Genomic DNA, 23,641 nt, shown 5'->3' on the forward strand with positions numbered 1-23,641 from the left:
CAGCGACGCTGCCGCCACCCTCGACAACAAGCATTCGCAAAGAGGTAACAGTCATGCCCGATTACAAAGCCCCCCTGCGGGACATCCGCTTCGTCCGCGACGAACTCCTGGGCTATGACGCGCACTACCAGAGCCTGCCCGGGTGCGGCGACGCCACTCCCGACATGGTCTCCGCCATCCTCGAAGAGGGCGCCAAGTTCTGCGAACAGGTACTGGCGCCGCTCAATCGCATCGGCGACCAGCAGGGCTGCACCTGGAGCGAAGACGGGGTGAAGACCCCCGATGGCTTCAAGGAAGCCTATGCCCAGTTCGTCGAAGGCGGCTGGCCGAGCCTGGCGCACAACCCGGCCCACGGTGGCCAGGGCCTGCCCGAGTCCCTTGGCATCTCTCTCTCGGAAATGGTCGGCCAGGCCAACTGGTCCTGGGGCATGTACCCCGGCCTGTCCCACGGCGCCATGAACACCCTGGAGCAGCACGGCACCGACGAGCAGAAGCACACCTACCTGGAAAAGCTGGTGACCGGCGAATGGACCGGCACCATGTGCCTGACCGAACCCCACTGCGGTTCCGACCTGGGCATGCTGCGCACCAAGGCTGAGCCGCGTGCTGACGGCAGCTACGCCATCACCGGCACCAAGATCTTCATCTCCGCCGGTGAACACGACATGGCCGAGAACATCGTCCACATCGTGCTGGCCCGCCTGCCCGACGCCCCCGCCGGCACCAAGGGCATCTCGCTGTTCATCGTGCCCAAGCGCCTGCCCGACGCCAGCGGCGCGGCCGGCGAGCGCAACGCCGTGCACTGTGGTTCCCTGGAACACAAGATGGGCATCCACGGCAACGCCACCTGCGTGATGAACTTCGACGGCGCCACCGGCTTCCTGATCGGCCCGCCGAATCGCGGTCTGAACTGCATGTTCACCTTCATGAACTTCGCCCGCATCGGCACCGCCCTGCAGGGCCTGGCCCATGCCGAGGTGGCCTTCCAGGGCGGTCTGAAGTACGCCCGCGAGCGTCTGCAGATGCGTTCCCTGACCGGTCCCAAGGCGCCCGAGAAGCCCGCCGATCCCATCATCGTGCACCCCGACGTGCGCCGCATGCTGCTGACCATGAAGGCCTTCGCCGAAGGCAGTCGGGCGATGATCTACTACACCGCCAAGCTGGTGGACATCCTCAAGTACAGCCAGGACGAAGAGCAGAAGCAGCAGGTCGAGACCCAGCTGGCCTTCCTCACCCCCATCGCCAAGGCCTTCATGACCGAGGTGGGTTTCGAGGCGGCGAGCCACGGCGTGCAGATCTACGGCGGCCACGGCTACATCGCCGAGTGGGGCATGGAGCAGAATCTGCGCGATGCCCGTATCGCCATGCTCTACGAGGGCACCACTGGCATCCAGGCCATCGACCTGCTGGGTCGCAAGGTGCTGATGACCCAGGGTGAATCCCTCAAGGCCTTCACCAAGGTGGTGCACAAGTTCTGCCAGGCCAACGCCGAGAATGCCCAGCTCAAGGCCTTCGTCGAGCCGCTGGCCAAGCTGAACAAGGAGTGGGGCGAGATCACCCTCAAGGTCGGCATGGCCGCCATGAAGGATCGCGAAGAAGTGGGCGCCGCCGCCGTCGACTACCTGATGTACTCCGGCTACTGCTGCCTGGCGTACTTCTGGGCCGACATGGCCCGGGTCGCCGCCGAGAAACTGGCCGCCGGTACAGACGAGGCCGCCTTCTACCAGGCCAAGCTGGCCACCGCGCGCTTCTACTACGAGCGCCTGCTGCCCCGTACCCGCGCCCATGCCGAGGCGCTGCTGGCCGGCGCCGGCAGCCTGATGGCCCTGGCCGAGGAAGACTTCGCCCTCGGCTACTAAGGCGTCGCCGCTCCACAGAAACCCCGCTCCGGCGGGGTTTTCGTCTTTTCGCGGCCGCGAAAAAACCACCCGCTGCGGACCTCCGATCGGCTGACCATCAGGTCAGATCATGAACCTATGTCTCCCTTCCGGTTCGGTCTTACACTCGGGTCATACCGACAAGAACACCTTCCGAGGAGACTCGACATGGCCGACTACAACCCGCCGCTTCGCGATATCCGTTTCGTGCTGGATGCCGTCTTCAAGGTCAAGGACCGCTGGAGTCAGTGGCCCGCCCTGGCCGAGGTGGTGGACGGCGAGACCGCCGATGCCATCCTCGAAGAAGCCGGCAAGCTGTGCGCTCAGGAACTGGCGCCGCTCAATCGCAATTCCGATGAAGAAGGCTGCCACTGGCACGCCGGTGAAGTGACCACGCCCCAGGGCTTCCGCCAGGCCTACCAGGCCTTTGCCGAAGGCGGCTGGGTGGGGGTCGGTGGCGATCCCGAATACGGCGGCATGGGCATGCCCAAGGTGCTTACCGCCCAGGTCGAGGAAATGATGCACGCCAGCTGCCTGGCCTTCGGTCTCTATCCGATGCTCAGCGCCGGCGCCTGCCTGGCCCTGCACGCCCATGGCAGCGAAGCCCTGAAGCAGGCCTACCTGCCCAATCTCTACAGTGGCCAGTGGGCCGGCTCCATGTGCCTGACCGAGCCCCATGCCGGTACCGACCTGGGCCTGATCCGCACCCGCGCCGAGCCCCATGCCGACGGCAGCTACCGGGTCACCGGCACCAAGATCTTCATCACCGCCGGCGAGCACGACCTCACCGAGAACATCATTCACCTGGTGCTGGCCAAGCTGCCCGATGCGCCGGCCGGTTCCCGGGGCATCTCGCTGTTCCTGGTGCCCAAGATCCTGGTGGACGAGGCGGGCGCCCTGGGCGCGCGCAACGCCGTGGCCTGTGGCTCCCTGGAACACAAGATGGGCATCAAGGGCGCCGCCACCTGCGTGATGAACTTCGATGGCGCGGTCGGCTATCTGGTGGGCGAGGTCAACAAGGGCCTGGCCGCCATGTTCACCATGATGAACTACGAGCGCCTGGGCGTCGGCATCCAGGGCCTGGGCTCGAGCGAGCGCTCCTACCAGAACGCCCTGGCCTATGCCCGCGAACGCCTGCAGAGCCGTTCTCCGGCCGGCATCCAGCAGGCCGCCAAAAACGCCGATCCCATCATCGTCCACCCCGATGTACGGCGCATGCTGCTGACCATGAAGGCCCTGAACGAAGGTGGCCGGCTGTTCTCCAGCTATGTGGCCCTGCAACTCGACACCGCCAAGTACAGCCCCGAGCCGGCCGAACGCGAGCGCGCCGAAGCCCTGGTGGCGCTGCTCACCCCGGTGGCCAAGGGCTTCCTCACCGATCTCGGCCTGGAACTCTGCGTCGCCGGTCAGCAGGTGTTTGGCGGCCACGGCTATATCCGTGAATGGGGCCAGGAGCAGCTGGTGCGCGACGTGCGCATCACTCAGATCTACGAAGGCACCAACGGCATCCAGGCCCTCGATTTGGTCGGCCGCAAGCTGGCCGGCAGTCGTGGCGCCCTCTACCGGCCCTTCAGCGAAGAGGTCCATGGCTATCTCGCCAGCCTGCCGGCGGACAACGAATTCGCCGCGCCCCTGCGCCAGGCCCTGGATCAGCTGGACGGCGCGACCGAGTGGCTGCTGCAGGCCGGCGCCAGCGACCCCCATGAGCTCGGCGCCGCCTCGGTGGACTACCTGCACCTGTTCGGCTATGTCGCCTATGCCTATCTCTGGGCACGGGCCGCGGCTGCCGCGGCGGAGCAGGACGCGGCCTTCGCCGAAGCCAAGCTGGCCACCGCACGCTTCTATTTCGCCCGCCTGCTGCCGCGCACCCTGAGCCTGGCGGCCGCCGTGCGCAGCGGCGCCCAGCCGCTCTACGCCCTGGCCGAGGAGGCCTTCTAAGCTGTTGACGGAAAAGGTGAAAAGCCATGTCGTGTAAGCTTTGGCTTACATGACATCGCCGCGATAAGCCATCGCCTACACCCGGGTAGCTGCGTAATCTACACCCATCGGATCGCGGTACAGGATGTACCCAGCGCTCCAGATGACTTCAAGGAAATGTGGCCAGGATGGCCCCCCGGCAAGGATGTCGGGCAGAGACTTACAGGGATAGATGGCCAAGGATTGGCGGCCCGACAAGGATGTTGGGTCAAGTCTGCGAAACCCCGCTTCGGCGGGGTTTTTTATTGCCTGCCGGAACCTGATTCAGGCCCTGCCAGTCTTAGAGGCATCTTCTTGCCTGCCTGCTACTGGAGCCTGAAATGGACCTCATCCGCCTCATCTTCGCCATCATCTTGCCGCCCGTGGGCGTCTTTCTCCAGGTCGGCTTCGGCGGCGCCTTCTGGCTGAACATCCTGCTGACGCTGCTGGGTTACATTCCGGGTATCATCCATGCCGTCTGGGTGATTGCTCGTCGCTGAACCCACGGCCGGATCGCGGCCCCGGTGCCGCAATCGACTGGCTGACCTAGGGGTCAGCGCCAACCGAAGCGGCAGGGGCTTGAGGGCAAGAGGTCCGCGCTAGGCGAGGGCGCTTCCTGCAGCCCTGTTCGAGGCCTGCCGGTCCATCACGCCGGTATCCTTGATCGACCGCCGGTGGTGCCACGGTCAGTGACGACACCCCTCCGCAGGCCGAGGCTTTGCCGTCGCCGACCGTTTTGTCCCGTACAAGGCTTTCAGACCCCATGAATCGCGAGTCGCCCCTCGATCAGAAGCATTTCAGCCAGATCCTCAAGCGCAATCTCTCCCTGCCTCTGAGCATCGGTGTCTTCAGCGCGATCTTCTTTATCGCCATCATCTATTACCTGCTGAAGGTCACCCAGTGGGTCGAGCATACCGACCGCGTCATCAGCGAGGCCAATGCCAACTTCCGCCTGGTGGTCGACCTGGAAACCGGGATGCGCGGCTATCTGCTGAGCGGCAATACCGCGTTCCTGCAGCCCTATGAACGCGCGCTGCCCAATGTCGAGCCGCAGCTCGATGAGTTGAAGAATCTGGTCAGCGACAGTGCCGTGCAGATCCGGCGCCTGGAACGGATCGAAGCGGTGCATCGCGAGTGGCGCGACTATGCGAGCCGGGTGATCGATGCGCGGCGGTTGGGTGGCGATTTCCAGACGCCGCTGAACGATGGCCAGGGCAAGAACCGCATCGACAGCATCCGCCGCGACTACACCGATTTCATCGCCTACGAAGAGCAGATGCGCGCCGAGCGCACCGAGACGGCCAGTCGCATGACGGTGATCTTCGTCGCCGCCTTCCTCATCGTCAGCCTGCTGCTGTCGGGCATCATGGCCTTCTTCGGGCGCCGTGAGCTCATGCGACTCTCCGCGACCTATACCCGGCTGCTCGATCAGCAGGCCGAGCACACCGACAATCTGGAACGCCAGAGCTGGTTCCGTTCGGGCCAGAATCAGCTGTCGGAAGCCGTCATCGGCCAGGCGTCACTGGCGCCCTTGGGCCAGAGCATCCTGCAATTCCTGGCGCGCTATCTGGGTGCCGCGGCCGGCGCCCTCTATGTGCGACTCGACGACGGCAGTCTGGAGCGCGTCGCCGACTACGCTCTGGACGATGAGGGCCGTCGTCGGCGCCAGCGCCTGGCGCCGGGCGAGGGTCTGGCCGGTCAGGCGGTGCTGGACGGTCGCGTCATGGCGCTGGAGCAGTTGCCCGCCGACTACCTCAAGGTCAATTCGGCCCTGGGTGAGCGCCAGGCCAGTGCGGCGCTCATCGTGCCCATCGAGAACGACGGCCGGGTGAATGGCGTGGTCGAGCTGGGCTTCCTGCGTGCCCTGCGGCCGCAGGATGAGGAGCTGCTGACCCTAATCGCCGATTCCATCGGCTCCTCGGTGGAAGCCGCGCGCTATCGCCAGCGCCTGCAGCAGGTCCTGGCGGAAACCCAGCAACTCAACGAAGAACTCCAGGTGCAGCAGGAAGAACTGCGCACCGCCAACGAAGAACTGGAAGAGCAGTCCCAGGCGCTCAAGGAATCCCAGGTCCATCTGGAGCAGCAGCAGGCGGAGCTGGAGCAGACTAACGAGCAGCTCTCCGAACAGGCCCAGGAACTGCTGCAGCAGCGCGACGTGCTGGATGACCGCAACAACCGCCTCAACGAAGCCCAGCAGATGCTGGAAGATCGGGCGCGCGAGCTGGAACGGGCCAGTCAGTACAAGTCCGAATTCCTGGCGAACATGTCCCACGAATTGCGCACACCGCTGAACAGCTCGCTGATCCTGTCCAAGCTGCTGGCCGACAACCCGGCCGGTAACCTGAGCGGCGAGCAGGTGCGCTACGCCGAATCCATCTATTCGGCGGGCAATGACCTGCTGACCCTGATCAACGACATCCTCGACATCTCCAAGGTCGAGGCCGGCATGCTGGAGATCCGCCCGGAGCAGATGTCCGTGCGCCGCCTGGTGGAAGCCCTGAAGACCGCCTTCGAGCCGGTGGCCCAGAACAAGGGTGTCGCCTTCGTGGTGGAGCTGGACGCGCGGATGCCGCCGGCCTTCTTCAGCGATCGCCAGCGGGTCGAGCAGATCCTCAAGAATCTGCTGTCCAACGCCTTCAAGTTCACCGAGCACGGCCAGGTGACCCTGCGCCTTTCGCTGGAAGACGGCCAGCCCAGCTTCGCGGTGAGCGATACCGGCATCGGCATCGCCGCCGAGCAGCAGGAGCTGATCTTCGAGGCCTTCCGCCAGGCGGATGGCGCCATCACCCGGCGCTATGGCGGCACCGGCCTGGGGCTGTCGATCTCCCGTGACCTGGCACTGCTGCTAGGCGGCACCCTGAGCGTCACCAGCCAGCCGGGGGAGGGCAGCACCTTCACCCTGCGCCTGCCGCTGGAGTATCAGGAAGCCGTTGCGCCTGCTCTACCCATCACCCCGGTTACCGCCCCTGCCGCGAACATTGCGCCGGCCGCGGCATCCGCGCCCCTGCCGGCCCTGGCCGCCACCCCGCGTCCGCCGGCTGCACCGCCGATCACCGAGGCGGCGGCTCCTGTGGGAGCGGCCTTCGCCGACGACCGGGACGACTGGCCCTATCCGGATCGCCGGGTCCTGGTGATCGAAGACGAGGTGCCCTTCGCGCAGATCCTCTTTGATCTGGCCCACGAACTGAAATACAGCTGCCTGGTGGCCCATCGCGCCGAGGAAGGCTTCGCCGCGGCCCTGGAATACCGTCCGGACGCCATCCTGCTGGACATGGGCCTGCCCGATCATTCCGGTCTCACGGTGCTGGAACGGCTCAAGGAAAACCCGCTGACCCGCCACATCCCGGTGCACGTGGTCTCGGCCTCGGATCGCATCGAGACGGCCATGCACATGGGCGCGGTCGGCTACGCCATCAAGCCCACCACCCGCGACGAACTCCGCGAGGCCTTCAATCGCCTGGAAGCCAAGTTCGCCGCCGGCATCAAGCGGGTGCTGCTGGTGGAAGACGACGCCCTGCAGCGCGACAGCATCGCTAAGCTGATCGGCGATGTGGACGTGGAGATCACCGCGGTGGAGATGGGCAGTCAGGCCCTGGAGCTGCTGCGCGACGAGGTCTACGACTGCATGGTCATCGACCTCAAGCTGCCCGACATGGAAGGCGGCGAGCTGCTCCAGCGCATGGCCAGCGAAGACATCTGCTCCTTCCCGCCGGTGATCGTCTATACCGGGCGCAGCCTGACCCGCGACGAAGAGGCGGCGCTACTCAAGTATTCGCGCTCCATTATCATCAAGGGCGCGCGTTCGCCCGAACGGCTGCTCGACGAGGTGACCCTGTTCCTGCACAAGATCGAGGCCGACATGCCGCTCGATCGCCAGCGCATGCTGGAAAGCGCCCGCAGCCGCGAGAAGGCCTTCGACGGCCGCACCCTGCTGCTGGTGGACGACGACGTGCGCAACATCTTCGCCCTCACCAGCGCCCTGGAGCAGAAGGGCGCCAAGGTGGAGATCGCCCGCAACGGCCTGGAGGCGCTGGAAAAGCTCGACAACAGCGACACCATCGACCTGGTGCTGATGGACATCATGATGCCGATGATGGATGGCTACGAAGCCATGCGTGAGATCCGCAAGCGGCCGCACATGAAGAAGCTGCCGATCATCGCCATCACCGCCAAGGCCATGAAGGACGACCAGGAGCGCTGCCTCGCCGCCGGCGCCAGCGACTACCTGGCCAAGCCCATCGACCTGGACCGGCTGTTCTCGCTGATCCGCGTCTGGATGCCGTCGCTGGAGCGGCTGTAGGTCATGAGCGAACGGCTGCAGGACATCGAGCTGAGGTTGCTGCTGGAAGGCATCTTCCTGAGATACAGCCACGACTTCCGCAACTACTCCAAGGCCTCGCTCAAGCGTCGGGTGCTGCAGGCACTGACGCGCTTCGACTGCCCGAGCATTTCGGCGCTGCAGGAGCGTGTGCTGCGTGATCCGGCGCTGTTCGCTGAGTTGCTGCAGTTCATCACCATCCCGGTCAGCGAGATGTTTCGCGATCCGGGCTACTTCCTCGCCCTGCGCCAGCAGGTGGTGCCGGTCCTGCGCACCTATCCCTCGCTCAAGGTGTGGATCGCCGGCTGCAGCACCGGCGAGGAAGTCTTCTCGATGGCCATCCTGTTCCAGGAGGAAGGGCTGCTCGACCGCACCCTGTTCTATGCCACCGATATCAATCCGCGCTCCATGGAAAAGGCCCGCCAGGGCATCTTTCCGCTGGAGCGGATGCGCGCCTATACCGCCAGCTACCAGAAGGCCGGCGGCACCCGGGCGTTTTCCGACTACTACACCGCAGCCTATGATGGCGCGCTGTTCGACAAGTCGCTGATCGCCAACGTGACCTTCGCCGATCACAGCCTGGCCACCGACAGCGTCTTTTCCGAGACCCAGCTGGTGTCCTGCCGCAACGTGCTCATCTACTTCAACAAGAATCTGCAGAATCGGGCGCTCGGGCTGTTCCACGAGTCCCTGAGTCACCGCGGCTTTCTCGGGCTGGGCAGCAAGGAGTCGCTGGACTTCTCCGCCTATGCCAACCACTTCGAGCCGGTGGTGAAGCAGGAACGGCTGTTCCGCAGGCTCTAGCATGTTCCCGCCCCGCAAGCCGTTGCGCCTCATTGTCATCGGAGCCTCTGCCGGCGGGCTGCAGGTCCTGCTGCGCCTGCTCTCGACCCTGCCGGCCAGCTACCGCCTGCCGCTGGCCGTGGTGCTGCACCTGCCGGACGATCGCACCTCGCGCCTGGCCGAGCTGTTCCAGGCGCGCTTGGCCCTGCGGGTGCGCGAGGCCGAGGACAAGGACGCTATACTGCCGGGCACCCTGTATTTCGCGCCGCCGGGTTATCACCTGCTGGTAGAGGATGACTTCACCCTGTCGCTGTCCCGCGACGAGCCGGTGCAGTTTTCCCGGCCGTCCATCGATGTCCTGTTCGAAAGCGCGACCGACGCCTTGGGCGAGCAGGTCTGCGGCATCCTGCTGACCGGTGCCAACCATGACGGTGCCAGTGGCCTGCACGCCCTGGCGCAGAACGGCGGGGTCACCGTCGTCCAGTCGCCGCAATCGGCCGAGGTGCCGACCATGCCCGAGGCGGCCTTGAAGAGATTCCACCCGGATTTCGTGCTGGATGTGCCGGGCATCCATCTATTGCTCATCGAGCTGGAACGCGACCATGGCTGAAGTACCCGTCGAACAGGCGAAGCTCCTGCTCGTAGACGACCTGCCGGAAAATCTCCTGGCGCTGGAAGCCCTGCTGCGCAGCGAGGCGCTGGAGATCTTCCAGGCCAGCTCCGCCGAGGCCGCGCTGGAGCTCCTGCTGATGCACGAATTCGCCCTGGCGATCCTCGATGTGCAGATGCCGGGCATGAACGGCTTCGAACTGGCGGAGATGATGCGCGGCCTGGAAAAGACCCGGCACATCCCCATCGTCTTCGTCAGCGCCGCCGGCCGTGACCTCAACTATGCCTTCAAGGGCTACGAGAGCGGTGCGGTGGATTTCCTGCACAAGCCCCTCGATGTCCATGCGGTGAAGAGCAAGACCCGGGTGTTCGTCGACTTTTACTGGCACCGCAAGCGCCTGGCCGAGCAGCTGGTGGCCCTGGAGCAGAGTCGCCAGGAGCAGGAGATCCTGCTGGCCGAGTTGCGCCAGACCCAGGTCGAGCTGCAGCAGGCGGTGCGTACCCGCGACGACTTCATGTCCATGGTCTCCCACGAACTCAAGACGCCGCTCAACACCTTGATGCTTGAAGCCCAGCTGCGCCGCATGTACCTGGACAAGGGCAAGCTGGAAGCCTTCACCCCCGACAAGCTGGCCGGCATGGCCGAGCGCGACGAGCGGCAGATCCAGCGCCTGGTGCACCTGATCGACGACATGCTCGACATCTCGCGCATCCGCACCGGCAAGCTGTCGATCCGCCCCTCGCAGTGCGATCTCGCCGCCCTGGTCAACACCGTGGTCGACAGCTTCGCCTCGCAATTCGCCGCGGCCGGCTGTCCGGTGGAGTTGCACGCCGAAGGCCCGGCGCCCGGCTACTGGGACGAATTCCGCATCGAGCAGGTGATCACCAACCTGCTGACCAATGCCATGAGATACGGCGCCGGACGTCCGGTGGAGATCTCCCTGCGCAGCGACGGCGCCGACGTGGAGCTGAGCGTCAAGGACCACGGCATCGGCATCCCGGTGGAGCACCAGGCCCTGATCTTCCGCCAGTTCGAGCGCGCCAGTGGCACCGAGAACATCGCCGGCCTGGGCCTGGGCCTCTATATCGCCGACCAGATCGTCAAGGCACACCACGGCAGCCTGCACGTGGAAAGCATCGCCGGGCAGGGTGCGACCTTCCGCCTGCGGCTGCCCTGTCTGCCGGCCTAGGTAGCATTGACAGGACCCCGGGCGCCCGCGAGAATCGCGAAAAGAGGTGAGATGTCGTACCTCTTGCCAGATAACTCCATAAGAAGGCGCCCGCTCATGTCCGAAGTCTCCTCGTCACCCTTCCATCGACTCCTGCTCACCGGTGCTGCCGGTGGCCTGGGCAAGGAGTTGCGCCAGCGGCTCAAGCCCCATGCCGAGATCCTGCGGCTGTCCGACATCGCGCCGATGGCTGCGGCCGAAGGCCCGGCGGAAGAGGTGGTGACCTGCGACCTGGCGGACAAGGCCGGCGTCCATGCGCTGGTGGAAGGCGTCGACGCCATCCTGCACTTCGGCGGGATTTCCACCGAGCACGCCTTCGAGCCCATCCTCGAAGCCAACATCCGCGGCACCTTCAACCTCTATGAGGCCGCGCGGCGCCACGGGGTGAAGCGCATCGTCTTCGCCAGCTCCAACCATGTCATCGGCTTCTATCGCCAGGATCAGCGCATCGACGCCAGCGTGCCCCAGCGTCCGGACAGCTACTACGGCCTGTCCAAGGCCTTTGGCGAGGACCTGGCGTCCTTCTATTTTGATCGCTATGGCATCGAGACGGTGAGCATCCGCATCGGCTCCTCCTTCCCCGAGGCGCAGAATCGCCGCATGCTCGCCACCTGGCTGAGCTACGAAGACCTGACCGATCTCATCCTGCGCAGCCTGACCACGCCGGACGTCGGCCACACCATCGTCTATGGCGCCTCCGCCAACCGTGACAGCTGGTGGGACAACCGCCTGGCCGCGCACCTGGGCTTCCAGCCCAAGGACAGCTCCGAGCCATTCCGCGCCAAGGTCGAGGCCCAGCCCATGCCGGCAGCGGACGATCCGTCGATGGTCTACCAGGGTGGTGCCTTCGTCGCCACCGGTCCCTTCGACGACTGAGGAGGGCCGCCATGACTGCCGAATTGCTCGTCGATGCCCGCAACGCCACCGGTGAGTGTCCGGTCTGGCAGGTCGCCGAACAGGCCCTCTACTGGGTCGATATCCCGGCCAAGCGGCTGCACTGCTGGACCCCGGCTGGCGCCCTGGACAGCTGGAGCGCACCGGAAATGCTCGCCTGCATCGCTGCCCGCGAGGGTGGCGGCTGGCTCGCCGGTCTGGAAAGCGGCCTCTTCGCCCTGCAGGCCGAGGCTTCCGGCCAGCTGAGCGGCGAACGCCTGGTCGCTCTCGACCATGCCCAGCCGGCCATGCGATGCAACGACGGTCGCTGCGATCGCCAGGGCCGGTTCCTGGTGGGCACCATGGTGCAGGACATGGCGCAGGGCGCGCCGGCCGGACGGCTCTACAGCCATGCGGCGGGCGAGGGCGCCCGACTATTGCTGGACGACCTCATCGTACCCAATGGCCTGGCCCTGAGCCCCGATGGCCGCACCCTCTATCTGTCCGACTCCCATCCCAGCCGTCAGCTGATCTGGGCCTTCGACTACGATCCGGATACCGGCACACCCAGCAACCGGCGGCTGTTCGTCGACATGAACGCCCATCCCGGCCGACCCGATGGCGCCGCGGTGGATGTCGACGGCTGCTACTGGATCTGCGGCAACGATGCCGGCCTGATCCACCGCTTCACCCCCGACGGCCGCCTGGATCGCTCCCTGAGCGTACCGGTCAAGAAGCCGGCCATGTGCGCCTTTGGCGGGCGCAATCTGGATACCCTGTTCGTGACCTCCATCCGTCCGGGTGGAGATCTCAGCGACCAGCCGCTGGCGGGTGGACTCTTCGCCCTGGACCCCGGGGTGCAGGGATTGCCGGAGCCTGCGTTCGCCGGGTGAATCAATCCCGGTTTCAGGGACCGCAGGGCTTCCAGGCTGCGGAGCCCTGAGCGGTGCATGGCAACCTTGGGAAACCAGTTGTCATGCTTTTGTCATGAAGATCGGCAGGGGTCCCGCCCGGGCGGCTTATAATCAGATTCTATCCGCCGTAATTCGCCGCCATGACCTCTTCAACCGCAAGCCGCCCCACCGCCCGTTACTACGGCCTGGAATGGCTGAGATTCCTCATGGCGCTGTACATGGTCGTCTACCACCTGGGCGGGCTCTACAGCGATCTGCCGGACGCCTTTCGCCGGCTGGCCGGCATGGGCTTCTTCGCCACCAGTACCTTCTTCCTGCTGTCGGGCTTCCTGCTGGCCCATGTCAGCCTGGATCGCCAGGGCGCGCTCAAGGGCAGCTCCCGTGGCTTCGTCCTGCGGCGGCTGTGCAATCTCTATCCCATCCACCTGCTGACCCTGCTGGTCGCGCTGGGGCTGTCCTACTGGCTGTCCCAGGATTCCTGGCTGGAACACGGGGTGCCGGTCTACTACAACCAGCACCCCTATCTGCAGCTGGAAGAGGGCAGCGAGCTGGACGAGATGCTGCCGCTGTCCTGGCTGGCCGCCACCACCCACGTGCTCCTGCAACTGCTGCTGTTGCAATCCTGGGAGCCACGCTTCCTCTGGCTCAACGGCGCCGCCTGGTCGATCTCGGCGCTGCTGTTCTTCTACCTGCTGTTTCCGCTACTCGGTCCGCGGCTGATGCGCCTGCGCCGCTGGGCCCTGGCCGCCGCCGCGCTCTGGGGGCTCTATCTGCTCGGTCCGCTGGTGGCCACCTGGGCCCAGGCCTTCGATACCGTGACGGTGGGCGTCATCCACCGCAATCCGCTGATCCGCCTGCCGGAATTCCTGCTCGGCATCCTGCTCTATCGCGCCGTGCAGGATCCCTGGGTGGCCGAGACGACCCAGCGCCTGCGCCTGCCGCTGCTGCTGTTCGGCCTGACCGGCCTGTGGCTGGGCGCCCTGCTGCTGGAAGGCGATGGCCGCCGCTGGTTCTACCTGGTCCACAACGGCCTGCTGACACCCTTCCAGGCCGCGGTGCTGCTGGCCTGCGCCACCTTCGGCGAACCCGGTCGCGCCGGTGTGCGCCGCCTGGCCCAGCGTCTTGGCGAGGCCTCGCTGTGCATCTTCGCCGTCCACACCCCGCTGATCGGCGTGCTCGAACCCTGGACCCGCACCCTGCTGGGCTGGATGCACCTGGCCGGCGACAGCCTCGAAGACCTGGCCGAAGACGTCGGCGAGGCGCTGGCGCTGCCCATCCCCATTCCCGGCTGGATGCTGCCGCTGCACCTGGTGCTCATCGTCCTGCTCGGCCTGGCCATGCAGCGCTGGGTGGCCGGTCCGCTGCGCCGCTGGCTGCAGGCGCGCTTGCCCCAGTCTTAAGGAGGCGTTAAGTAGACCCGGCTAGCCTCGCCGCAGGAATCCGCAGCGGAGCTGAGCCTTGTCCAGCGAATACGAAGTCCACGGCCCCCACGACCACGAGGTGGAACACGCCGCCCATGGCGCCCATCGCCGCGACAGCCTCACCGGCCGCATCGCCGTCACCACCGCCATCCTGGCGACGCTAGGCGCCCTCTGCGCCTACCAGGGCGGCAATGCCGAGAGCCTGGCGCTCTACTACAAGAACGAAGAAGCCATCGCCAAGACCGAAGCCGCCAACCAGTGGGGCTACTACCAGGCCAAGGGCGAAAAGCAGAACCTTGCCGACCTCGGCGCCGCGCTTGCGACCAACCCCGACACCGCCCAGCGCTTCACCCAGGACAGCCAGCGCTACGCCCAGCAAAAGGCCGAGATCCGCACCAAGGCCGAAGCCCTGGAAGCCAAGGTCAATGCCAACGAAGCCCTGAGCGAAACCCAGCTCCACCGCCACCACCGCTGGGCGCAGGCCACCATGCTGATGCAGGTCGCCATCTCCCTGGCCGCCATCACCCTGCTGACCCGGCGGCGCTGGTTGCAGGCGGCGGTGTATGGGGTGGCGGGGGGAGGAGTGGCGGTTGGGGTGTTGGCGTTGCTGCACGTCTAGCCATTTAGGTGATGCCAGAGAGCGACCACCAGGCACGCAAAAGGCACGTCTTGCCACAACGATAGAATTGGCTTTACTGGAAGCTTCAGGTTCCGTATACGTTACAAACCATCAAATTTGTTACGTATGCAGAACATGGATAGCGAGCTGATCAGCCAACGTCTCGGCAGCCAACTCCGCCAGCGGCGTCTTAATCGAGGCCTTACGCAAGCGAGCCTCGCCGAGCTGGCAGGCCTTACCCGGCAAAAGATCATCGCCGTGGAGCGAGGAGACTCCCGTGTCGGTATGGCAGCCTACGCACGAGCGCTCGCAGCCTTGGATTGCGAGCTGGCAATAATCCCTGCCGCCTTGCCGACCTTGGACGAGATTCAGGGGGTATTCGACTGATGAAGACTCGGCTGCGCGTCGCAACCCCTGCAGGCGGGAGCGGAGCGCTCATGGCTCAGGATGGCGACTACCTGTTCCGCTACCAGGACGATGCTTCGGCAAGGGCTGCCATCAGTCTGCTGATGCCGGTGCGCCTGGATGACTATCGCCGCCGCGAACTGCATCCGATCTTCCAGATGAATTTGCCGGAAGGCTATGTACTGGAGCAGCTACGCAACAGGTTGGCCAAGCTGGTACCTCTGGATCCCATGGCTCTGCTGGCCCTGACAGGCAGTAGTTCGCCCATCGGTCGCGTGACGGTGACATCGCCTGAGATCGATACACTGCTGGAGCGCCAGCGCTTTCCAGGCGAACGGCTCAGCGAGATTCTCGCCTGGGATGGCACGGAAGACCTGTTCGTCGAGTTGGTGGATCGCTACATCCTGCGCGCCGGTATCTCCGGCGTACAGCCCAAGGTCTTGGTGCCCGAGCGGGAGGATGCCCGCTTCACCTCGAGAACCGCCGAGTTGATCATCAAGAGTGGTCGAGACGAATTTCCGGGCCTGGCGATCAACGAATACCTCTGCATGTCCGTGGCCCACGAGTCAGGCATTCCGGTGCCGGAATTTCACCTTTCCAGCAACGCCAAGCTATTCGTCATGCGCCGGTTCGACCGCGACGAACATCTTGAACCTCTCGGCTTCGAAGATATGGCTGCCCTGATGGGGCTGACAGCAGAGCAGAAGTACAGCAAGAGCTATTCGGCGATCGCCAAGGCCATCCGCCTGTTCTGTGCGCCCGAACATGTCCGCTCTTCGCTGGCGCAACTCTTCGCCACGGTGAGCCTGAGCTGCATCCTCGGCAATGGCGATGCGCATCTGAAGAACTTCGGATTGCTCTATGCCGACCCTGCCCAGCGCGATGCACGGCTGGCGCCCGCCTATGACATCGTCAACACCACCGCTTACCTTCCCGAGGATGTTCTGGCGCTGGAGTTGATGGGCAACAAGTCGCTGTTTGCCTCGCGCCAGGGTTTGCTGGATTTTGCGGAAGTCTGCGATGTGGAGCGACCCACCGAGATGATTCGCTCCCAGTTGGAGGCGCTGGAGCGGGTCCTAATGCGTGCAACTGACCTTTGCGAGCAGGCGCCACAGATCGTCGCTGCCATCCGGCACAGCGCTGCGCCCTTCGTGCAGACGTTCGGCTAAAGCACGAGGACTCGGAAAAGGCAGGGCAAAAGCCCAAAATCCAGGCACAAAAAAGCCGCGCAACGCGCGGCTCCTGAAAACTGGTGGGCCCACACGGACTCGAACCGTGGACCAAAGGATTATGAGTCCTCTGCTCTAACCAACTGAGCTATAGGCCCTATAGCGCGGTGGAGTATACCGGGGGTGGCAGGGATCGCCAAACCCTTGTCGGGCATAAAAAAACCGGAGCCTGGGCTCCGGTTTTCTGTACTGCGCTGGCGCCTTACTCGTCGAGGAAGGAGCGCAGGTGTTCGCTGCGGGACGGGTGGCGCAGCTTGCGCAGGGCCTTGGCTTCGATCTGGCGGATACGCTCGCGGGTGACGTCGAACTGCTTGCCCACTTCCTCGAGGGTGTGGTCGGTGTTCATGTCGATGCCGAAACGCATGCGCAGGACCTTGGCTTCACGGGCGGTGAGGCCGGAGAGCACGTCGCGGGTGGCTTCCTTGAGGCTTTCGCTGGTGGCCACTTCGATCGGGGACTGCATGGTGCTGTCCTCGATGAAATCGCCCAGGTGCGAATCCTCGTCGTCGCCGATGGGCGTCTCCATGGAGATCGGTTCCTTGGCGATCTTGAGCACCTTGCGGATCTTGTCCTCGGGCATCTCCATGCGCTCGCCCAGCTCTTCCGGGGTCGGCTCGCGACCCATCTCCTGCAGCATCTGGCGGGAGATCCGGTTCAGCTTGTTGATCGTCTCGATCATGTGCACCGGAATCCGGATGGTGCGCGCCTGGTCGGCGATGGAGCGGGTGATGGCCTGGCGAATCCACCAGGTGGCGTAGGTGGAGAACTTGTAGCCACGGCGGTATTCGAACTTGTCCACCGCCTTCATCAGACCGATGTTGCCTTCCTGGATCAGATCGAGGAATTGCAGACCGCGGTTGGTGTACTTCTTGGCGATGGAGATCACCAGACGCAGGTTCGCCTCGACCATTTCCTTCTTGGCACGGCGGGCCTTGGCCTCGCCGATGGACATGGCGCGGTTGATGTCCTTGATCTGCGAGACCTTCAGCTCGTAGTCACGCTCCAGCTCGGCCAACTGGGCCTGCTTGGCCTGGATGTCGGCCTGGAAGCGCTCGAGACCTTCGGCGTACTTGGGCTTGCCCTTGAGCAGGCCGGCGGTCCACTCGGTGTTGGTCTCGTTGCCGGGGAAGTGGCGCAGGAAGTCGGCACGCGGCATGCGCGCATCGCGCACGGCCAGCTGCATGATGGCGCGCTCGAGGCCGCGCACACGCTCCAGGGACTCGCGCACGCGGGTCACCAGGGCTTCGTACTGCTTGGGTACCAGCTTGATCGGCGAGAACAGCAGCGCCAGGGCGACGAATTCCTCCACGGCGCGATCGTCGTCGCGGCCGTGCTTCTTCAGCACCTTCTGGGTCTTTTCCAGCTGCTCGGCGACCGCGCCGAAACGCAGGCGAGCCTCTTCCGGATCCGGGCCGCCGTCGCCTTCTTCCTCGGCGTCGTCGTCGCTCTCTTCCTCGTCGTCCTTCTCGTCGTCCACGGCCTTGGCATCGGCGGCCTTGTTCGGGACGGGCAGCTCGTCGCTCTCGTTCGGCAGGCTGCCGTCGTCGGGATCGATGTAGCCGGCGAGGACGTCGGACAGGCGACCGCCTTCGGTGGTGACGCGGGTGTATTCGCTGAGGATGTAGTCGACGGTGCCCGGGAACTGGGCGATGGCGCCCATGACTTCGCGGATGCCTTCCTCGATGCGCTTGGCGATCTCGATCTCGCCTTCGCGGGTCAGCAGTTCCACGGTACCCATTTCACGCATGTACATGCGCACCGGGTCGGTGGTGCGGCCGACATCGCTCTCGACTGCGGCCAGGGCGGCAGCGGCTTCTTCGGCGGCGGCTTCGTCGGTATCCGTCTCGGCCAGCAGCAGGGCATCGGCGTCCGGCGCGGTCTCGAATACGTTGATCCCCATGTCATTGATCATGCGGATGATGTCTTCCACCTGTTCCGGATCTGAAATATCCTCCGGTAGGTGGTCATTGACCTCCGCGTAAGTCAGGTAACCCTGCTCACGACCGCGGGCGATCAATTCTTTCAGACGGGATTGCTGTTGCGCTTTTCCGGACATAGGTACCCTTCCACTGAAGGCTTAGGCGGGCAAAAATAGCTGAACATTATAGCCGGTTAGACGGTTGTCGTGCCAGTTAGGTCACGGACCCCGCCGGACGGCTGAGGAGTTCACGTAGGCGGTCCTTGTCTTCGGAGCTCAGTTCGCTCTGTCGCGCCTTGCGTAGGAGTTGCTCCAGCAGGCGATCACGCTGGCTGGCGGCTAACCTCGTTATGGTGTCGAAAAACTGTTGTTCAAGGTTGTCCCCGGCAATCAGCCATTCTTTTTCCGCCAGAGCGCGCAGCAGTCGACCCTGTTCGGTGCCGTGCCAGCGAGCGATGAGCGCCAGGGTGCTCTGCCCGGGCTTCTTCTGCAGCGCCTCGACCAAGGCAACCAGCAACTGGGCGTACTGATCGCTTTCCTCGGCCAGGTTGCGGGCGTCCTGCACCGCCTGGGCCAGGGTCGGGTGGTGCAGCAGGCTGCGCAGCGCGGCCAGCACCGGGGTCTCCACCTTGACCGGTGGCTGACGGGGAATACGCTCGCCGCCGCCCTTGCCGTTGAAATCCTTTTTCCAGCCCTTGCCGTCACGCCCCCCCTTGCCTTCGCGGCGGGGCGTCCACTGCTGCTGCGCCGGGGCTTCCTCGGCATGGGCATAGGCGTAGTCGCCATAGTCCGGGGGCGGGGCATCCTGCGGCGGGGCGGACGGCGCCAGCTGGCTCAGCGCATCGTTGCCGAGGCCGGTGAGTTCGCTCAGGCGCTGGCGCATCAGCAGGCGCAGGTTGTTACCGGGAATCTTCTCGATCAGCGGCGCCGCCAGGGTGGCCAGGTGCGCCTTGCCTTCCAGGGTGGCCGGATCGGCCTCGATCATCAGTTGCTGGAAGAAATACTCGGCCAGCGGCTGGGCCTGCTGGACGAAGCGCGCCTGGAAGGCGTCCGCCCCCTCGGCGCGCACCAGGGTGTCCGGGTCCTCGCCCTCGGGCAGGAACAGGAAGCGCACCCGGAAGCCGTCCTTGAGCACCGGCAGGGCCGATTCCAGGGCGCGCCAGGCGGCGCTGCGACCGGCCTGGTCGCCGTCGAAGCAGAACAGGATGCTCGGCACGATGCGGAACAGCCGCTTGATGTGCTCTTCGCTGGTGGCGGTGCCCAGGGTGGCCACGGCATTGCGGATGCCTTGCTGGGCCAGGGCGATGACGTCCATGTAGCCTTCCACGACCAGGATCTCGTCCAGGTCGCGGTTGTGCTTGCGCGCCTCGAACAGGCCGTAGAGTTCCTGGCCCTTGTGGAACACCGGGGTCTCCGGCGAGTTGAGGTACTTGGGCTTGTCGTCGCCCAGTACCCGGCCGCCAAAGGCGATGACCCGGCCCCGGCTGTCGCGGATCGGAAAGATCACCCGGTCGCGAAAGCGATCGTAACGCTTGCCGCTCTCGGCGTTCTCCACCAGCAGGCCAGCGTCGAGCATGGCCTTCTGCTGCAGGTCGTCGCCGCCCAGGTGCTTGCTCAGGTTGTCCCAGCCCGGCGGGGCGAAGCCCAGGCCGAAGTCCCGGGCGATCTCGCCAGTGAGGCCGCGCTTCTTCAGGTAGTCGACCGCTGCCTGGCGCTTGGGGTGGTTGCGCAGCGCCAGGCGATAGTATTCGGCGGCAGCGGCCAATAGCGGGTAGAGCGGGGAGTCCGTGGGTTGCCGCGGCTTGCGTCGACCACCGCTCTCTTCGCGCGGCACGTCCACGCCGGCCTTCTTGGCCAGCTCCTCGACCGCCTCGGGGAATTCGAGGTTGTCGTGGTCCATGATGAAGCCCAGGGCGTTGCCGCCGGCACCGCAGCCGAAGCAGTAGTAGAACTGCTTGTCGGGGCTGACGCTGAAGGAGGGCGTCTTCTCGTTATGGAAGGGGCAGCAGGCCATCCAGTTCTTGCCGGCCTTCTTGAGCTTCACCCGCGCGCCCACCACCTCGACGATGTCGGTGCGATTGAGCAGGTCGTCGATGAAGCCTTGCGGGATGAGTCCGGCCATGGTCAGCGTCTGGATAGAGGGGCGAAGAGCGGAGGATGAAGCGAGGAGGGCAGTCTAGCGCCAGAGTGCGCCAGGGCGAAGCGGGAAGGCCAGAAACAGACAACCCGACCAGAGGTCGGGTTGTTTGATGACGCCAGAGGAGCGCTGTAACTCAGTACAGACGCTCGCGACGGCGCTGCTCGCGCTGTACTTTCTTGGCGTGGCGCTTGACCGCGGCGGCAGCTTTACGCTTGCGCTCGGCGGTGGGCTTTTCGTAGAACTCGCGGCTACGCACTTCGGCCAGTACACCGGCCTTCTCGCAGGAACGCTTGAAACGACGCAGCGCTACGTCGAAGGGTTCGTTTTCTTTGACTTTGACGTTGGGCATCCAGGTCGTACCTTCAAATTTACCGAGGTTTAATCCAACGCTAGCGGCAAAAGGGCACGGGAAGCGTCGGTTTTTAAGGGTTGCGGATAGTAACGCTTCAACTGCCCCGCTGCCAAGCCCCGGCGGACGAAAAGCGCTGGCCGGTGCTGGAAGCGGCGCTTATCATGCGCAGCCTGACATTCTATACCCTCGAAGGCTTATCTCCATGCGTGTTCTGGGACTGGAAACGTCCTGCGATGAAACCGGCGTCGCCCTCTACGACAGCGAGCGCGGCCTGCTGGCCGATGCGCTGTTCAGCCAGATCGATCTGCACCGCGTCTACGGTGGCGTGGTACCGGAGCTGGCCTCGCGCGATCACGTCAAGCGCATGCTGCCGCTGATCCGCGAAGTGCTGGACGCGGCGGGCAGCCGTCCCGCGGATGTGGACGCCATCGCCTACACCGCCGGCCCCGGCCTGGTCGGCGCCCTGCTGGTGGGCGCGGCCTGTGCCCAGGCGCTGGCGCTGGCCTGGGGCGTGCCCGCCCTGGGCGTCCACCATATGGAAGGTCATCTGCTGGCGCCCATGCTCGAAGAGCAGCCGCCGCAATTTCCCTTCGTCGCCCTGCTGGTCTCCGGTGGCCATACCCAGCTGGTGCAGGTCGATGGCATCGGCCGCTACAGCGTGCTGGGCGAGTCCCTGGACGATGCCGCCGGCGAAGCCTTCGACAAGACCGCCAAGCTACTAGGCCTGAGCTATCCCGGTGGACCGGAGATCGCCCGCCTGGCCGAGCGCGGCGTGGCGGGGCGCTTCGTCTTTCCGCGCCCCATGACCGATCGGCCCGGCCTGGAATTCAGCTTCAGCGGCCTCAAGACCTTTACCCTCACCACCTGGCAGCGCTGCCGGGCGGCCGGTGACGACAGCGAGCAGACCCGCTGCGACATCGCCCTGGCCTTCCAGACGGCGGTGGTCGAGACCCTGGCGATCAAGTGCAAGCGCGCGCTGAAGCAGACCGGGCTCAAGTCGCTGGTGATCGCCGGTGGCGTCAGCGCCAACCGCGCGCTGCGCGAGAACCTGGAGCAGATGCTCGGCGAACTGGGTGGTCACGTCTTCTATGCGCGGCCGCGCTTCTGCACCGACAACGGTGCCATGATCGCCTATGCCGGTTGCCAGCGGCTGCTGGCCGGCCAGCAGGAAGGCCCGGCCATCGCCGTCAAGGCGCGCTGGCCCATGGAGCAGCTGGCGGCGCTCTGAGACGGGCGGAGGGCGCCAGCGGGCAATCCCCGGACGGCGCCAGGGTCAAAAATGACGCTCGGTCCCCTGGCGCAGGGCGCGCAGGTTGTGGCGGTGGCGAATCAGGATGAGCAGGGCGAGCAGCAGCATCGGCGCCAGCAGGTCCGGACGTTGCCAGGCGAACAGCGGCAGGATGCCGAGCACCGCGACCAGGGACGCCAGGGAAGCGATCCTCAGGCTGGCGAATACCGCGGCCCAGAGCACCAGCCCTAGCAGCGCCGCTGGCGGATAAAGGCCGAGCAGCAGCCCGGCCGCCGTGGCGACGCCCTTGCCACCGCGGAAATGGAAGTACAGCGGATAGAGATGGCCGACCACGGCGGCCAGCCCGATCCAGGCCTGCTGCAGGGGTGCAAGCCCCAGTTGCTGGGCGATCAGTACGGGGATCAGGCTCTTGCTCAGGTCGCCGGCGAGGGTCAGCAGGGCCAGCTTGCGTCCGGCTAGGCGCAGCATGTTGCTGGCGCCGGGATTGCCGGAGCCGTCGTGACGCGGGTCGCGGGTGCCGAACAGGCGACTGAGCAGCACGGCGAAGGACAGCGAGCCCAGCAGATAGGCCAGCAGGAGCAGCAGCCAGAACATGGTAGGGTTCCGCGCCAGGAGAAGGCTCGATTCTACCGACAGCCCGCCGCCCGACGATAGGCCGGCGGTGACGATCACACAGAGCACGACAAAGGTGCGAGGCAAAGGCAGTGGACAAGGTTTTCATCGAGGGACTCGAGGTCGACACCGTGATAGGGGTGTACGACTGGGAGCGTGACATCCGCCAGTGCCTGCGCATCGATCTCACCATGGGCTGGGACATCCGCGCGGCGGCGGCGAACGACGAACTCGAACATACCCTGAACTACGCGGCAGTGGCCGAGCGCATCACCGCCTTTGCCCACGAGACCGCCTTCGAATTGGTCGAGACCTTCGCCGAGCGCCTGGCCGCCCTGCTGCAGGCGGAATTCAAGCTGCCCTGGCTGCGCCTGCGCATCACCAAGCCCGGCGCGGTGCCGACCGCTCGTGGCGTGGGCGTGGAGATCGAGCGGGGGCAGGCGTGACCCGGGTCTATCTGGGGCTGGGCAGCAACATCCAGCGCGAGCAGCACCTGGGCATGGCCCTGGACGAACTCGCCGAGCTGCTGACCGATCTGCACTGCTCGCCAGTGTTCGAAAGCGAGGCAGTAGGCATCCGCAGTGCGCCCTTCTTCAATCTCGTCGTAGCCGGCGACACCGACCTCGATCCCGCCACCTTGAGTCAGAGACTCAAGGCCATCGAAACCCGCAGCGGGCGCTATGCACCGGATCGCCAGGGTCTGCCACTGGACATCGACATCCTGCTGCACGGCGACCTGACCGGCGAGTTCGCCGGCCTGACCCTGCCGCGCGCCGAGATCCTGCGCAACGCCTTCGTGCTCTGGCCACTGGCCCTGCTGGCCGGCGAACGACGGCATCCGGACAACGGTAGGCGCTTTGACGAGCTGTGGCAGGTGATGTGTGGCCAGACCCCCCAGGTGCTGCGGCCGGTGGCGTTCCGCTGGAAGGGTATGGAACTGACGCCAGACGCGTTGCTGGGCGCCGATCGAGTGTAGCGCGACGGTCGTTGGGCTTCGCTGCGCTCAACCCAACCTGCGGGAACTCTTCTCCCTCTCCCTTTGGGAGAGGGCTGGGGTGAGGGCACGCCTCGCGAAGGCTCCCCAGTGGAAAAGGCTGCGCCGTTTTCCACGCTACGGCTCTAGCACAGGCTTCGCTT

General features: G+C 65.4%; 20 protein-coding genes and 1 tRNA gene. 16 read left to right on the forward strand and 5 right to left on the reverse strand.

The window, feature by feature from the left end:
* Positions 1 to 53 precede the first annotated feature (53 nt).
* From PSK12I2_RS0104670 to PSK12I2_RS0104735, 13 genes are all read left to right on the forward strand, one after another.
* Entirely contained in the window at positions 54 to 1,859 is a 1,806-nt protein-coding gene (locus PSK12I2_RS0104670; RefSeq protein ID WP_027597498.1) for a phenylacyl-CoA dehydrogenase, read from the forward strand.
* Between the two features lie 186 nt (positions 1,860 to 2,045).
* A complete protein-coding gene (locus PSK12I2_RS0104675; protein ID WP_027597499.1) occupies positions 2,046 to 3,815 on the forward strand; it encodes an acyl-CoA dehydrogenase C-terminal domain-containing protein in 1,770 nt (589 codons plus the stop codon).
* 359 nt (positions 3,816 to 4,174) lie between these two features.
* Entirely contained in the window at positions 4,175 to 4,333 is a 159-nt protein-coding gene (locus PSK12I2_RS24500; protein WP_007159763.1) for a YqaE/Pmp3 family membrane protein, read from the forward strand.
* Positions 4,334 to 4,596: 263 nt separating this feature from the next.
* Positions 4,597 to 8,133, forward strand: coding sequence for a response regulator (locus tag PSK12I2_RS0104685; RefSeq protein WP_027597500.1), 3,537 nt, complete (start codon positions 4,597 to 4,599; stop codon positions 8,131 to 8,133).
* Positions 8,134 to 8,136: 3 nt separating this feature from the next.
* Complete coding sequence (locus tag PSK12I2_RS0104690) at positions 8,137 to 8,955, forward strand: protein-glutamate O-methyltransferase CheR (RefSeq protein ID WP_027597501.1); 819 nt, start codon at positions 8,137 to 8,139, stop codon at positions 8,953 to 8,955.
* Position 8,956: 1 nt separating this feature from the next.
* Entirely contained in the window at positions 8,957 to 9,544 is a 588-nt protein-coding gene (locus PSK12I2_RS0104695) for a chemotaxis protein CheB (RefSeq protein ID WP_007159760.1), read from the forward strand.
* Positions 9,537 to 10,733, forward strand: a complete 1,197-nt coding sequence (locus PSK12I2_RS0104700; RefSeq protein WP_027597502.1) for a hybrid sensor histidine kinase/response regulator — start codon at positions 9,537 to 9,539, stop codon at positions 10,731 to 10,733. The genes PSK12I2_RS0104695 and PSK12I2_RS0104700 overlap by 8 nt, the downstream gene beginning before the upstream one ends.
* 96 nt (positions 10,734 to 10,829) lie before the next feature.
* Positions 10,830 to 11,648 (forward strand): NAD(P)-dependent oxidoreductase, encoded by an 819-nt coding sequence (locus PSK12I2_RS0104710; protein WP_027597503.1) that lies wholly within the window; start codon positions 10,830 to 10,832, stop codon positions 11,646 to 11,648.
* Positions 11,649 to 11,659: 11 nt separating this feature from the next.
* The gene (locus tag PSK12I2_RS0104715; protein ID WP_027597504.1) at positions 11,660 to 12,538 is read left to right on the forward strand and encodes an SMP-30/gluconolactonase/LRE family protein; all 879 of its coding nucleotides are present in this window, start codon (positions 11,660 to 11,662) and stop codon (positions 12,536 to 12,538) included.
* A gap of 161 nt (positions 12,539 to 12,699) precedes the next feature.
* Positions 12,700 to 13,959: an acyltransferase gene (locus tag PSK12I2_RS0104720; RefSeq protein ID WP_177324636.1), complete on the forward strand. Its 1,260-nt coding sequence runs from the start codon at positions 12,700 to 12,702 to the stop codon at positions 13,957 to 13,959.
* A 58-nt stretch (positions 13,960 to 14,017) separates the two neighbouring features.
* A complete protein-coding gene (locus PSK12I2_RS0104725; RefSeq protein ID WP_027597506.1) occupies positions 14,018 to 14,599 on the forward strand; it encodes a DUF4337 domain-containing protein in 582 nt (193 codons plus the stop codon).
* Between the two features lie 135 nt (positions 14,600 to 14,734).
* Positions 14,735 to 14,986 (forward strand): helix-turn-helix transcriptional regulator, encoded by a 252-nt coding sequence (locus PSK12I2_RS0104730; protein ID WP_026083668.1) that lies wholly within the window; start codon positions 14,735 to 14,737, stop codon positions 14,984 to 14,986.
* The gene (locus PSK12I2_RS0104735) at positions 14,986 to 16,173 is read left to right on the forward strand and encodes a type II toxin-antitoxin system HipA family toxin (protein ID WP_027597507.1); all 1,188 of its coding nucleotides are present in this window, start codon (positions 14,986 to 14,988) and stop codon (positions 16,171 to 16,173) included. The genes PSK12I2_RS0104730 and PSK12I2_RS0104735 overlap by 1 nt, the downstream gene beginning before the upstream one ends.
* Positions 16,174 to 16,254: 81 nt before the next feature.
* Here the strand turns inward: PSK12I2_RS0104735 and PSK12I2_RS0104740 are convergent.
* The 4 genes from PSK12I2_RS0104740 to rpsU form a co-directional block, all read right to left on the reverse strand.
* Positions 16,255 to 16,331 (reverse strand) — tRNA-Ile (locus tag PSK12I2_RS0104740).
* A gap of 104 nt (positions 16,332 to 16,435) precedes the next feature.
* Positions 16,436 to 18,289 (reverse strand): RNA polymerase sigma factor RpoD, encoded by a 1,854-nt coding sequence (rpoD, locus tag PSK12I2_RS0104745; RefSeq protein ID WP_027597508.1) that lies wholly within the window; start codon positions 18,287 to 18,289, stop codon positions 16,436 to 16,438.
* A gap of 76 nt (positions 18,290 to 18,365) precedes the next feature.
* Positions 18,366 to 20,273: a DNA primase gene (gene dnaG, locus PSK12I2_RS0104750; protein ID WP_027597509.1), complete on the reverse strand. Its 1,908-nt coding sequence runs from the start codon at positions 20,271 to 20,273 to the stop codon at positions 18,366 to 18,368.
* A 151-nt stretch (positions 20,274 to 20,424) separates the two neighbouring features.
* Positions 20,425 to 20,640: a 30S ribosomal protein S21 gene (gene rpsU, locus PSK12I2_RS0104755; RefSeq protein WP_007159750.1), complete on the reverse strand. Its 216-nt coding sequence runs from the start codon at positions 20,638 to 20,640 to the stop codon at positions 20,425 to 20,427.
* Between the two features lie 205 nt (positions 20,641 to 20,845).
* Here rpsU and tsaD point away from each other — a divergent pair, with 205 nt between their 5' ends.
* On the forward strand, positions 20,846 to 21,871 hold the full coding sequence (gene tsaD, locus PSK12I2_RS0104760; protein ID WP_027597510.1) for a tRNA (adenosine(37)-N6)-threonylcarbamoyltransferase complex transferase subunit TsaD: 1,026 nt from the start codon (positions 20,846 to 20,848) through the stop codon (positions 21,869 to 21,871).
* A gap of 45 nt (positions 21,872 to 21,916) precedes the next feature.
* On the opposite strand, the gene plsY is transcribed toward tsaD, so the two are convergent.
* Positions 21,917 to 22,486, reverse strand: coding sequence for a glycerol-3-phosphate 1-O-acyltransferase PlsY (gene plsY, locus PSK12I2_RS0104765; RefSeq protein ID WP_007159748.1), 570 nt, complete (start codon positions 22,484 to 22,486; stop codon positions 21,917 to 21,919).
* A 110-nt stretch (positions 22,487 to 22,596) separates the two neighbouring features.
* Here plsY and folB point away from each other — a divergent pair, with 110 nt between their 5' ends.
* Positions 22,597 to 22,950 carry a dihydroneopterin aldolase gene (gene folB, locus PSK12I2_RS0104770; protein WP_007159747.1) on the forward strand — a complete coding sequence of 118 codons (354 nt, stop codon included), beginning with the start codon at positions 22,597 to 22,599 and terminating at the stop codon, positions 22,948 to 22,950.
* Entirely contained in the window at positions 22,947 to 23,480 is a 534-nt protein-coding gene (gene folK / locus PSK12I2_RS0104775; protein WP_027597511.1) for a 2-amino-4-hydroxy-6-hydroxymethyldihydropteridine diphosphokinase, read from the forward strand. The genes folB and folK overlap by 4 nt, the downstream gene beginning before the upstream one ends.
* Positions 23,481 to 23,641: the final 161 nt, after the last annotated feature.

Source organism: Pseudomonas sp. MOIL14HWK12:I2 (assembly GCF_000510745.1).
Classification (GTDB): Bacteria; Pseudomonadota; Gammaproteobacteria; order Pseudomonadales; family Pseudomonadaceae; genus Chryseomonas; species Chryseomonas oryzihabitans.